At 51.9% G+C, this 12,737-nt stretch carries 11 protein-coding genes; 5 read left to right on the top strand and 6 right to left on the bottom strand.

Annotation, left to right across the window (positions count from 1 at the left end; translation table 11 throughout):
- Window position 1: 1 nt before the first annotated feature.
- The 6 genes from AACQ84_RS03025 to rseP all read right to left on the bottom strand — a co-directional run bounded on the left by AACQ84_RS03025 (window position 2) and on the right by rseP (window position 5,970).
- The gene (locus AACQ84_RS03025) at window positions 2-385 is read right to left on the bottom strand and encodes a DUF4346 domain-containing protein (RefSeq protein WP_012306228.1); all 384 of its coding nucleotides are present in this window, start codon (window positions 383-385) and stop codon (window positions 2-4) included.
- A gap of 269 nt (window positions 386-654) precedes the next feature.
- On the bottom strand, window positions 655-2,703 hold the full coding sequence (bchD, locus tag AACQ84_RS03020) for a magnesium chelatase ATPase subunit D (RefSeq protein ID WP_012306227.1): 2,049 nt from the start codon (window positions 2,701-2,703) through the stop codon (window positions 655-657).
- A gap of 114 nt (window positions 2,704-2,817) precedes the next feature.
- Window positions 2,818-3,543: a triose-phosphate isomerase gene (tpiA, locus tag AACQ84_RS03015; protein ID WP_012306226.1), complete on the bottom strand. Its 726-nt coding sequence runs from the start codon at window positions 3,541-3,543 to the stop codon at window positions 2,818-2,820.
- Between the two features lie 66 nt (window positions 3,544-3,609).
- Window positions 3,610-4,515 carry a S66 peptidase family protein gene (locus AACQ84_RS03010; protein ID WP_041443771.1) on the bottom strand — a complete coding sequence of 302 codons (906 nt, stop codon included), beginning with the start codon at window positions 4,513-4,515 and terminating at the stop codon, window positions 3,610-3,612.
- Between the two features lie 42 nt (window positions 4,516-4,557).
- The gene (locus AACQ84_RS03005; RefSeq protein ID WP_012306224.1) at window positions 4,558-4,824 is read right to left on the bottom strand and encodes a DUF3493 domain-containing protein; all 267 of its coding nucleotides are present in this window, start codon (window positions 4,822-4,824) and stop codon (window positions 4,558-4,560) included.
- 54 nt (window positions 4,825-4,878) lie between these two features.
- Window positions 4,879-5,970 (bottom strand): RIP metalloprotease RseP, encoded by a 1,092-nt coding sequence (rseP, locus tag AACQ84_RS03000; protein ID WP_012306223.1) that lies wholly within the window; start codon window positions 5,968-5,970, stop codon window positions 4,879-4,881.
- Between the two features lie 185 nt (window positions 5,971-6,155).
- Between rseP and AACQ84_RS02995 the strand changes: the two genes are divergently transcribed.
- The 5 genes from AACQ84_RS02995 (at window position 6,156) to AACQ84_RS02975 (ending at window position 12,701) form a co-directional block, all read left to right on the top strand.
- Window positions 6,156-7,415, top strand: coding sequence for an efflux RND transporter periplasmic adaptor subunit (locus tag AACQ84_RS02995; protein ID WP_041443770.1), 1,260 nt, complete (start codon window positions 6,156-6,158; stop codon window positions 7,413-7,415).
- 28 nt (window positions 7,416-7,443) lie between these two features.
- The gene (locus AACQ84_RS02990) at window positions 7,444-7,761 is read left to right on the top strand and encodes an ArsR/SmtB family transcription factor (protein WP_012306221.1); all 318 of its coding nucleotides are present in this window, start codon (window positions 7,444-7,446) and stop codon (window positions 7,759-7,761) included.
- A 75-nt stretch (window positions 7,762-7,836) separates the two neighbouring features.
- Window positions 7,837-8,976: an ACR3 family arsenite efflux transporter gene (gene arsB / locus AACQ84_RS02985; protein ID WP_012306220.1), complete on the top strand. Its 1,140-nt coding sequence runs from the start codon at window positions 7,837-7,839 to the stop codon at window positions 8,974-8,976.
- Between the two features lie 16 nt (window positions 8,977-8,992).
- Window positions 8,993-9,391: an arsenate reductase, glutathione/glutaredoxin type gene (gene arsC, locus AACQ84_RS02980; RefSeq protein WP_012306219.1), complete on the top strand. Its 399-nt coding sequence runs from the start codon at window positions 8,993-8,995 to the stop codon at window positions 9,389-9,391.
- 115 nt (window positions 9,392-9,506) lie between these two features.
- Window positions 9,507-12,701, top strand: a complete 3,195-nt coding sequence (locus AACQ84_RS02975; protein WP_012306218.1) for an efflux RND transporter permease subunit — start codon at window positions 9,507-9,509, stop codon at window positions 12,699-12,701.
- Window positions 12,702-12,737: the final 36 nt, after the last annotated feature.

Genomic DNA, 12,737 nt, shown 5'->3' with positions numbered 1-12,737 from the left:
GTTAATCTTGAATGTATTCTGTGCCGGAAAGAAGGGCGATTTCGGCTTTGACAAATTCCCGTCCGAGATATAGGGCATGATCTAACTTGGAAATGGGACAGGGATCGGCTTTTTCGGTAATTTCAATACCTAATTCTTTTGCGGTGCGGCCAGCGTAAACAGTGACATGAGTCCGTTCTAAACTACCTTTGCAGGCGAGGACTTCTCCGGTTTCTGGATCTGTGGCTAAACCTTTGTCGTTAATCGTATTGGTGTAATGTTTCGCGCAAATTAAACCCTGTTCACGGTCTAGGTAGATAATAAAATAACCGTCGGGATCGAGGTCAATAAACCGATTGGATAATTCGTTGTCAAGTTTAGCCCGTTCTTCGGCGTTAACAGTCATGGTGAAGGCAGTGATTTTGGATGGCGTTTGGCACAGCTTTTTAGTATAGCCTACGGGGTTTCGTCACCAAAAATTCTTGAACTAAAAGGCGATCGCCGGAAAAGAAACCTCAAGAGGAGCCAGATTGCTTTGAATCAAGAGAGTGGTTGCCATAGTATGTTTTCCCGTGAGCCAGATGGTTTCATTGTAGCCTTGCCCCCAGAAGGAAAAATAAAGGCGATCGCCTTTGTAGACAATCGCCCCTGAAGCTTTTATGGATTTAAAATCGCCTAAATTTCGGCCATTGCTCCTTTGGCCATGGCGGCGATCGCCTGATCTGTGGCCTTGGGCAGACGGTAATATTTACCCCCCGCTTTAGCAGCTAGCTCTTTACCGAAGCCAGAGGAAATAAACTTCTTCTCTGTGTCAATAATCAGCAGTTTCATCCCAGAAGCACGGATTTTACCGGCAATATCCAGAAGTTCCTCTTTAATATCAGGTTTTTCTTCCCCTTCCTCTGGTTTTTCGCCGAGGGAACGAGAGAGGGGAATATTGCCCCGACCATCAGTAATCGCGACGATTACTACTTCACCCACATCACCGGACATTTGCGCATTCACACCGATATGCACAGCTTGGGTTAACCCATGGGACAGCGGTGAACCACCACCACAGGGCAACGTTTCCAATCTATTGCGCGCCAAAGTAATCGAACGGGTAGGAGGTAAAAGCACCTCCGCCATTTCGCCCCGGAACGGAATCAACGCAATTTGGTCACGGTTTTCATAGGCTTCTGTCAGCAGACGCATCACCGCCCCTTTCGCTGCCTGCATTCGGTTCAGAGCCATAGATCCAGAGGCATCAACAAGGAAAATCATCAAAGCCCCTGCTTTACGGGCCATCCGTTTAGAGCGCAGATCACTTTGCTCGACGATCACTTTTCGCTCAGGGTGCCGCAGTCGTCGCGCCTTTTGGTAGGGAGCCGCCGCCCGCAGGGTCGCATCCACCGCAATGCGCCGTACTTTCCCCCGCGGTAACATCGGCTTAATGTAACGGCCCCGGTCATCGGAGAAAATTAAGCCCCGTTTCCCGGAGTTACCTTTGTTTTGCATCATCTGGGCAAAGGCGAGAATCCCTGGGTCAAGCACAACCCCCTCTGGGTCAAATACAAATTCCTCGGGAATCGTCGGCTCCTGTTCCGGCTGTTCCTCTTGGTCTTCGTTTTGATCGTCGTCGTCTTGATCCTCTTGATCTTCGTCCTGGGATTGATCCTCCTCGTCCTGTTGATCGTCTTGGGATTGAGGGGGTGGCGGCGGTGGAGGTGGCTGCATATCCTCATCTTCTGGGGTGGGGATTGTCGTGGCCCTGGGCAAAATCACCAGTTCGACCGCTGTGCGGAGATCATCGGCAATCACAACATTACGGCCATCAAGGGCGGCAGCAGCCATGGCAACGCGTACGGCAAACAGTTCGGCTCGGTGACCTTCGACACTACCACGCACTGCTTCGCTCACGAGGTAGGCCACTTGGTCTTTGCTGATTTTGACTTCCTTGAGCCATTCCCGGGCCAGGATAATTTGGGTGCGGAGGGCATCAAGGTCTTCTTCATAGCTTTGGAGAAAATCCTTGGGAGCCGTGGCATATTGCACGACTTGATCCACTGCTGCTACCCGTTCTTCGAGGCTGAGGGGGCGATCGGCGGACAGGGTAATGGCGATGCGATCGCGGAGGTGTTCCCGCAGATTTCCTTCTTCGGGGTTATAGGTGGCAATGAGGAGGGGCCGACAGGGGTGCGAAAAACTAATACCTTCCCGTTCGATTTGGTTGCGTCCTTCGGTTAAGACCGTCAGGAGTTGGTTAGCAATTTGGTCATCAAGGAGGTTGATTTCATCGATGTACAACACACCCCGATGGGCTTGGGCCAATAGACCAGGTTGGAAAACAGGTTCTCCCTGGCGCACGGAAGCTTCGACATCCACAGAACCCAAGAGACGATCTTCGGTAACGCCCAGGGGAATTTGCACAAAAGGCGCGGCAATCACTTCTGTGGGAATGTTTTCGCTGGCCGTTTCACCATAGGTCGCTGCGGTGAGATCGTCCCAATCACTGCGGTTCTGCACATCACAGTTAAAGGGATTGTCCTTAATAACTTCGATGGGGGGCAAAAGAGAATGGATTCCCCGGGCCATCACGGATTTTGCGGTGCCCCGTTTCCCGGCGATCGCCACCCCACCAAGGGCAGGATCAACGGCCCCCAGCAGGAGAGCAGTTTTGATTACATCTTGACCAACCACCGCTGTTAGGGGAAAGGTCGTGCGCGATGTCGTGAGAGTAGGCATCTATCAAAAAAGTTTTTATAAAAATAAAAGTTTGGCAATGTGGAAATGAAAAGATGATTAAAACGTAGGGGTTTACCATGGTAAACCCCCACCCAATGAAAAATTGATTAGAACTTACACATAGTTCACCAAGCGGGCAAAACTCTCTGCCTCTAGGCTCGCACCACCTACCAAGGCTCCATCAATTTCGGGCTGGGCCATAATCTCATCAACGTTATTCGGCTTGACGGAACCACCATATTGAATGGTGACATTTTTATTGGTGAGTTTTTCGCGGATCAGACCAATGACTCGGTTTGCTTCGGTGGCATCACAAGTGTCACCTGTGCCAATGGCCCAAATGGGTTCGTAGGCAACAACCAAGTTATTTTGATCAATATCGACTAAATCTTGCTCTAACTGGGCAAAAATCACCGCTTCCGTTTCGCCAGCATCCCGTTGGGCTTTGCTTTCACCAACACAGAGAATCGGCGTTAGACCGTGGCGTTGGGCCGCTTTAAGGCGTTGATTTACGGTTTCATCGGTTTCACCAAAATATTGCCGTCTTTCGCTATGGCCCACAATGACATAACGGACGCCCATTTCCGTCAGCATTGACCCGGAGATTTCCCCAGTAAAGGCACCTTCGTCAGCCCAGTGGATATTTTGTGCTCCTAGACGTACCCGCGTTCCGTGGAGACTCTTGGACATTAAGCCTAAATCGGTAAAGGGCGTACAGAGTACCACTTCTCGTTCTTCATGGTCATCGGCGATTTTGGGCAGTAATGCTTTGAGAAAGTCTAAAGACTCGGCTTGAGTCTTATACATTTTCCAATTACCCGCAATAATGATCTTTCGCACGGCTTTCCTACTAATGCTTTCCTTACAATGCACAGGGATCCAGTTTACCCCATTGCCGAAGCGGTGCTAATGGGGGGTCGGCTTCTCCGGGAAAGAGAGTAAACCGCGATCGCCATCTAAAATTACCGGAACCCCCACGGGTAAAGCGGCATTAATCCCATCATGGCCAAAGGGCAACTCGGCGACAATCGGAATGTTTAAATCCTGGAGGCGATCGCCAAGCACTTCCATAACGCTAAAACTGTCCGCTGAACCCAACTCATCACATTGGCTAAAACGACCGAGGGCAATGCCTTTGATTTTTTCAAAAGCCCCCAGCAGTCGCCATTGAGTTAACAGGCGATCAATGCGGTAGGGCGCTTCTGTCACGTCTTCGAGGGCCAGAATGACATTCTTAAAATTCGGCTGTAACGGTGTTTTGAGAATGTGGGTCGCCACCGTCAAATTTGCGGGCAATAAAATTCCTTCAGCTTGGCCATTGCCCCAGCCCTTGCCCTGGAGCGCTTCAAGGGGTTTTCCCGTCAAGAAATCAAATAATCTTTGCCTAGACCAATCGGGTTCTGCCGCAAAAGTAGTTAAAACGGGGCCGTGGATACTGGCAATGCCCACCGTGCCTAAACTCCACAATAGACTGGTAATGTCCGAAAAGCCGATCAGCCATTTGGGAGTCACTTGGTCGATTTTCCAGTCCCAATTTTCTAGGAGGCGCATCCCGCCATAACCGCCCCGCGCACAGAGAATGCCTTTGCAATCTGGGTCAAACCAAGCTTCTGCTAAGGCGTCCCGTCGCCCCTGATCGTTGCCCGCTAAATAGCCCCAGCGCGCATCCCAACCCGCCGTCAGTTCTACCTGATATCCTTGCGATCGCCAAATATCTACCCCAGCCCAAAAGGCATCCTGCTCTAGCAAACGACCACTAGGGGCAATCACTTTCAATAAATCCCCCGGTTGTAACCAAGGGGGCAGCATCAATTTATTCATTTAAAATTAACGGGCCAATTGGTGAGATCCAGCTTATTCTTTCTCTTGACTGGCGAGTTTATTTTTGTTTTCCCAGCGCCAGAGAAAAATCATTAAACCCACAACCCCAGCCTGCACCGCCAGATTCGGAATCGCCTGGTCTAAATCTCGCCCAGCGGCAATTTGCAACAGAAAAATCATCCCCCCAATGCCCCCAGACAACCCAAAGCATAGATAAATAAATTGGCGGAGCGAACGGTAAGGATTTTTGGCTTCCGCCCGTAGACGGGCCATTTTTTCGGGGGTGAACTTTTGACTCATGGTTGTATCAATTGCGAGGGATTAACCAGCGTTAACCCCTACGGAACAAAGAAATTAACGAATTAAATTTTGGAAAAAAGCCAGGTTGACGGTGTCGCGCACGATGAGAAAAACCCCAAGGCCAAGTAACAGGACTAAGCCCGTTTGCATAATGTTTTCCTGGAGGCGCATCGGCAGAGGTTTACCGCGAATTCCTTCTACTAGGAGAAAGGCCAGTTGGCCGCCGTCTAAAGCGGGTAAGGGCAAAATATTAATAATCGCCAGGTTAATGCTGATGAGTGAACCAAATTGGAACAGATTACTTAGATCATCTTTTGCTAAATCGGCTCCCACCGCCACGATCGCCACGGGGCCAGCCACCTGTTGGGCTGTTTCTTGGAAATTGAAGATGAGTTGACCAAAGCCTTGCACTGTGAGACTGGCAAGCCGCTGAAACTCCCGGGAGCCTGCCTGGAGGGCCGCAATGGGGTTACCGGCACGGTTGCGCACAATTTCACCATTGGGAGCTAACATCACCCCAATTTTTCCTTGCCCATCACTCCCCGCATCGGGGGTTACATCTACAGTGAGCGTTGCTTCGCCCCGTTGGAGTTGCAGATTAAGGGTTTCGTTGGGAGCCTCCTGAATCAGCACCCGCAATTCCTCAAGGGCGGCTTGGCCACTGAGGAGGGTTTGGCCATTAACAGCTAGGACAATATCTTCGCTTTGAATACCTGCTGCGGCTGCCGGGGAGTCTACTTCGGTTAATACTTGGGGAATGCGTACACCCGGTTGATAGTTAATATCTTGAAAACCCACGGTGCCTGCCTGTACCACGAGGAGGAAGTAGGCAAAAATTAAATTGGCAATGACCCCGGCACTGATCACGATCGCCCGGTCAAAGACGGGACGATTACGCAAGAGGTTCGGGTCTTCTGGGGGAATATCACTGTCTGGGTCGTCATCGGGGAAGCCCACATAGCCACCGAGGGGGAAGGCGCGCACCGCATACTCGGTTTCTTTGCCTTGGTATTTGAGCAGGGTCGGCCCAAAGCCAATGGAAAAGCGGTTGACATGGATATTTTGAAGTCGGGCTGCTGAGAAGTGACCCAACTCATGGATCACGATGAGGAGTGCCAAAACTGCGATCGCCGCCAGTACGGACATAACGTTCTCTTGATGTTGTAGTGATTTTTTATGTTCTAGCTATTGTAGGCGATCGCCATCGGAGTTATGGGAGAAAGACCTGGGTGAGCGGCAGCCTCAAAATTGAGATGTTAGAATCAGCGGCGACAAAACCTTTAAGAAACATTAAGTTTTTTGCCTGCTATTCCCCTCCTTGGTGCTCTCCTATGGCTCAGCAATTTCATCTCCCCATCGGTGCCTGTTTATCCCTAACCCTGGCCTTTGTTTCGACGGGATGCGCCCTCGAACAAAATAGCAATGCCCAACCAGCGGGCCGCCTAGAACAGTCAGACCAACCGCCCCTAGTCGAGGTGGCGATCGCCACTGGGACAGAAACAGCCCCCACCGCCAGCTATACCGGCACCACCATGGCCCTGAAACAAGTGGTAGTCCGCTCCCGGGTCGAAGGACAATTGCTTACCCTCAATGCAGATGTGGGAGATTTTATTCGCCAAGGTCAACTGCTCGCCGCCGTGGAACAGGACTTACCCCGCACCGATGTCAGTGAAGCCCAAGCTGAACTGGCCGCCCGGCAATTTGAAGTGAAAGAAGCAGAATCTGTTCTTGCCGAAGCTAAAGCCCAGGTGGAACGGAACCGGGCCGAACTCAAACAAGCCGAAGCCGATGCCCGCCGTCTCCAACAGTTAGCCGAAGCGGGAGCGATCACCGCCCAACAAGCTGAAGTCGCCCAAACCCAGCAAGCCACTGCCGCCCAGGTACTAAAAGCCAGCCAAGAACAAGTCATTACCCGTCAACAGGCGATCGCCGCCACCAAGCAACGGGTGACGGCCCAACAAGCGATCCTCGCCCAGGCCCAAGAACGCCTTACCTATACCCAAATCACAGCGCCCCAAAGTGGCATTCTCCTCAGTAAGCAAGCCGAAGCTGGCGATACGATTCAAGGGGGGCAAACCCTCGTCGAAATTGGCGATCTGAGCGCCATTAAGGTTGAAATCCAAATCTCTGACCGGGATCTGAGCCAATTTGCCCAAGGTCAACGGGTTAATGTGGCCCTCGATGCCTTCCCTGGGGAAACCTTTCCCGGCGAAGTCACCCGCATTTCTCCTGTGGCCGATGCCGCTGCCCGTTTAATTCCCATTGAAGTGACCATTCCTAATCCCGCAGGAAAAATTGCCACGGGGTTATTGGCGCGGGTCAGCCTTACAGATCCCAACCTCACCACGGCTGTCATGATTCCCGCATCCGCCCTCACCACGGGGAATAATGGCAACCAGACGACGGTATTTGTGCCCGTTACCCAGGGGGACACAACAACTGTGCAAGCGCGTCCGGTGCAGGTCGGCCCCGAAGATAATGGCATGGTCGCCATCTTGAGTGGCCTCAGTGCCGGGGAACGATATGTTGTCCAAGGCGATCGCCCCCTGGAAACTGGACAAACAGTCCGCTTAAGTTTGCTGTCCGAATAACCATAAAGCATCAATTATTTTTGATTTAATGTCCCTCACCCAAGACCTATCCCTAATTTTGCAGGGCTTCAAAGCCTTAGGAGATCCCATTCGTTTGGAGATTCTGGAACGGTTGCGCGCCCAAGAATTATGTGTGTGTGAATTGTGTGATGTCTTGGATTTAAAGCAGTCCAAACTTTCTTTTCACTTGAAAATCCTTAAAGAGAGTGAGTTGGTACTGACCCGACAAGAAGGCCGCTGGATTTACTATCGGCTGAATTTGGCCCAATTTATCGCCCTAGAATCTTATTTGGCGGAATATCGCCGCTTTGGAGAAATCTTACCTGCTCGCCCCTGTGCAGACTAAAACCCCAACCCAGAATATAAATCAATTTTTTTTGATATATTGAGTCCTGTAAGCCTCAGCAGGATTTTTTTAGTCATGGTTAAAACCAAGGCGGTGCAGGCAGGGGGACAGCTCAATATATTTGAGAAATACCTGACCCTCTGGGTGGCCCTTTGTATCGTTGCGGGGATTTTGCTCGGTCGTCTCTTTCCGGCGATCGCCCAAAGCCTCGATGCCCTCAGTCTCTACAATGTGTCGTTGCCGATTGCGGTGTGTCTGTTTTTTATGATGTACCCGATCATGGTGAAAATTGATTTTTCCCAAGCCGTCAAAGCAGCCCAAACCCCAAAACCAGTGACCCTCACGTTGGTGATCAATTGGTTGATTAAACCCTTTACGATGGTCTTTTTTGCCCAGTTTTTTCTGGGGTATTTATTTCGGCCTTTGCTCAGTGCCACGGAGATCATTCGGGGGACAGAAATTGCCCTGGCGGATTCCTATATCGCGGGCTGTATTCTGTTGGGAATTGCCCCCTGTACGGCGATGGTGCTGATGTGGGGCTATCTCTCCTACAGCAACCAGGGCCACACCTTGGTGATGGTGGCAGTAAATTCTTTGATGATGCTGTTTGTCTATGCGCCCTTGGGAAAATGGCTCCTGGCGACGAATAATCTGACGGTGCCCTGGCAAACCATTGTGTACTCGGTTTTGATTTATGTGGGTTTACCGTTAGCGGCGGGCATCTTGAGTCGGCAATGGCTGCTGCGTCGCTATGGTCGGGCCTGGTTTGAAACCCAGTTTTTGCAGTTTCTCACCCCGGTGGCGGTGCTGGCATTACTAACAACTTTAGTGCTGCTCTTTGCCCTCAAGGGGGAATTGATCATCAATCAACCCCTCCATATTCTGCTGATTGCCATCCCGCTGTTGATCCAAACCAATGTCATTTTTGCGATCGCCTATGTTGCGGCCCAGAAGTTGGGATTTACCTATGAAGATGCAGCTCCAGCAGCCTTGATTGGGGCGAGTAATCATTTTGAGGTGGCGATCGCCACGGCGGTGGTGCTGTTTGGGTTAAATTCTGGGGCTGCCCTCGCCACGGTGGTGGGAGTTTTGATCGAAGTGCCGGTGATGTTGATGTTGGTGAAGGTGTGCCAGAAAACCGCCTTTTGGTTTCCCCGGGAGCCGGAAAAAGCGACGCTCCCCGATCCCCGTTGTCTTAATTCGTGCAATTTTTAGGGAAGCAAAACCTGCCATGAAAAAAATTATGTTCGTCTGTCGGCGCAATTCCTGTCGCTCCCAAATGGCGGAGGGTTGGGCGAAACATCTCGGTGCAGACAAGGTGATCGTCCACAGTTCCGGTCTCGAAGCTTCGCGGGTTCATCCAGGGGCGATCGCCACCATGGCTGAAGTGGGTCTTGATCTGACGCCGCAAACCTCTAATGCTTTAGCCGAATTTAACCCAGAAGATTACGATGCGGTGATTTCCCTCTGTGGTTGCGGGGTCAATCTGCCCGCCGCCTGGGTGACACGGCCCCTCTTTGAAGATTGGCAAATTCAAGATCCCGATGGACAGCCTCCCGAAATTTTTCGAAATGTCAGAGATGAAATACAAGGACAAGTCAACCAGTTGCTAAAAAAGTTAACATCTTAGGGTGATTTGCAGGAGGTAGCGATTTTTTGGCTAAATTGACAAATTTTGAACCAAAGATTGCTCCCTAATGTCTAAAAAGTAGCTTCTTCTTGTCCAATTTCCCGGTGCATCCGTCATGAGCGCAAAATCGAATCTAAGCTTGACGACCCTCGCCATCCGGCGTCATATCGGCACCCTGATGTTGGCGATCGCCGTCGTGGTGATGGGATTTTATGCCATCTTCAGGATGCCCGTGGATTTACTCCCTTCCATTACCTATCCGCGCATTGGTGTACGGGCTGATGCCCCTGGGGTTGTCCCCGCAGTAGCCGTTAACGAAATTACTAGACCCCTCGAAGAAGCCCTCGCCGCCACGGAAGGGGTGACTCAAATTTTTTCCCAGACCAGGGAAGGCCGGATCAGTATCGATCTCTTTTTTCAGCCTGGCGCCGATGTCGATCAAGCCCTGAACGACACAACAGCAACCCTCAACCGGGCGCGCAATTCCCTCCCCGACAACATCAGTCAGCCTAGGGTATTTAAGTTTGATCCGTCCCAGTTGCCTGTCTACGAGATGGCCTTAACCTCCAGTACCCTGGCGCCAGTGGATCTACGAATTTTCGCTGATAATGACCTGGCGCGAGAATTAATCCGGGTGCCGGGGGTCGCCAATGTGGATATTTCCGGTGGGGTTGAAGAAGAAATCCAAGTTAACCTCGATTTAGAACGCCTCCAAGCCCTGGGTTTAGATGTCCCCACGGTACTCAACGCCCTGGGGGAACGGAACCAAGATGCTTCTGGTGGTTTGTTGCGGGGTGGTGATCAAGAATCCCTCACCCGCCTGTTGGGACAATTTAATGACGTAACGGAAATTCGTAACTTACCGATCCGCCTGGGCACCCCAGAAAATCCCCAGACGATCACCCTCCAGGATGTGGCCCAGATTACGGATGGCACGGTGGAGGAACGGTTAGTCGTTACCCTCAATGGCCAACCAGCGGTGAAGGTGAGCGTCCAGAAACAACCCGATGCCAACACGGTGCAAGTGGTGGATGGGGTGAAAGCAAAGTTAGCAGAACTGCAACAATCCGGCCTGATCCCTGCGGATATGGATCGTACAGCAACCTTAGACGAGTCGGTGTTTATCCGCAGTTCAATTCAGAATGTGGCGGTGTCAGGATTGACCGGGGCAACCCTCGCGGCGATCGCCGTTTTATTGTTTCTAGGCTCAGTACGCCAAACCCTCATTATTGTTTTGTCTATTCCCCTGGCGACGTTGACGGCACTGATCTTGATGTTTACCTTTAATCTTTCCCTCAACGTGTTTAGTTTGGGGGGCCTAGCCCTGGGGGTCGGGGTCGTGGTGGATAACGCCATTGTGATGCTCGAAAATATTACCGCTGGGGCCGAAAAAGTGAAATCCGAGCAGGGTTCACGGCGGAAACTGCAACGCACCGTCGAAGCCAGTAGTCAGGAGTTGGAATCGGCCCTATTTGCCTCGACGACGACAAACCTGGTTTCCGTGTTGCCCTTTCTGTTGGTGGGGGGCTTTTTAGCACTGATTTTTAGCGAACTGATTTTGACTATCAGTTTCTCGGTGGCTGCTTCTCTGATTATTGCTCTGACGGTGGTACCTGCCCTTTCTTCACGACTACTCGCGGTACGTTGGTCTAGTAACCTCCAGCGGGCGCTGCCGATTCAGTGGTTTGGTGCTTTTATCAATCGTTTAACGACCCTCTATAGTCGCGTTTTGGGCCTGATTCTGCGGCGAAAATTATTGGTGATTGCCGGGGCGATCGCCATTTTTGGGGGCAGCAGTTTGTGGATGGTGGGCCAATTGCCCCAGGAAATTTTACCCCGGATCAATACAGGCCAAGCGGAATTACGGGCGACCTTCCCCCCAGGCACCACGGTCGAAGAAAACCGCACAGTGATGCAAGCTGTAGAAGAGTTGCTGCTTGCGCAACCAGAGACAGAATATGTTTTTACCACTTCGGGGGGGGCTTTATTCGGCACTTCAACGGTCAGTAACGCGCTGCGGGGGTCGAGTAGTGTCACCCTCAAGCCTGGCAGCAATGTCCAAGCCTACACCGACCGGATCAATCAGCTCGTGGCCGAACAAATTCCGGCGATTGGCACCTCAATTCGGATGCGACCGGGCAGTGTGCGGGGCTTGATTTTAAGTAATTCTCCGTCCCGGGCCGATGTGGATGTGATGCTCCAAGGTGCGAATACAGACATCCTTGAGCAGGCGGGCGCAGAGGTTTTAGCGGCCCTGGAGTCCCAGGCAACTCTCGCTAGCTATGAACCCGATGCGGCTCCCCCCCAACCGGAAGTGCAAATCCGCCCTGATTGGCAACGGGCCGCCGCCCTAGGACTTTCTGCTGAAGCGATTGGCAGCACGATTCAAACGGCCCTCGATGGCTCTGTGCCCACCCAACTGCAACGGGGCGATCGCCTGGTGGATATCCGTGTCCAACTCGAACCCCAGACCATTCAACGGGCCGCCCAATTACGGAGTATTCCTTTATTTACCAGCACCCGACAACCGGTACAACTGGGGGATCTCGCCACCATTACCTCCGGTGATGCCCCAGGGGAAATCCAACGCATTAACCAGCGACAGGTGTTGATCCTCGAAGGAAATCTCGTCGAAGGGGCCAGCCTGAGTGACGCCCTCAGCGAAGTAAATCAAATCATTGCCGGTCTTGAGTTGCCCGCAGGGGTAAGTCTCTTGCCTAGTTCGGCAGCAGAAACTAATCGTCAAATTCAACTGGCCCTCCAACTCCTTGGGGGGATGGCGGCTTTCCTCGTATTTGTGGTGATGGCAGTGCAATACAACTCCCTCATCGATCCGTTGGTAATCATGCTGACGGTGCCCCTAGCTTTGGCAGGCGGCATTTTGGGTCTATTTGTTACCCAAACGGCAATTGGGGCGACGGTGATTGTTGGGGCGGTGCTCTTGGTGGGGATTGTCGTTAACAACGCGATCATCATGGTGGAATTGGCCAACCAAATTCGAGAACGCGATCGCCTTAGTTACCGGGCGGCGATTTTAGAAGCTGCTCCCCTGCGTCTCCGGCCGATTCTTATGACAACAATTACGACGGTCTTGGGCTTATTTCCCCTGGCCCTGGGCATTGGCGAAGGCTCAGAATTTCTTCAGCCTTTGGGGATTGTGGTCTTCTCCGGCCTTTCTTTGGCAACGGTGTTGACCCTCTTTATTATTCCCTGTTTTTATACCCTGCTCCATGAACTGGGTACCCCCCGCACCAAGCGTCCCCGCCCGGTGGTTGTAGAAGAAGAGCTGCCGACTAAAGTCCTACGTTAGGGCCGAAAAAGTGCTGAGAAAAATCCCTCTACAATG

It is taken from the genome of Picosynechococcus sp. PCC 7002 (assembly GCF_963860125.1).
Taxonomy (GTDB): domain Bacteria; phylum Cyanobacteriota; class Cyanobacteriia; order Cyanobacteriales; family MRBY01; genus MRBY01.
This window is presented reverse-complemented; position numbering and strand designations above follow the sequence as displayed.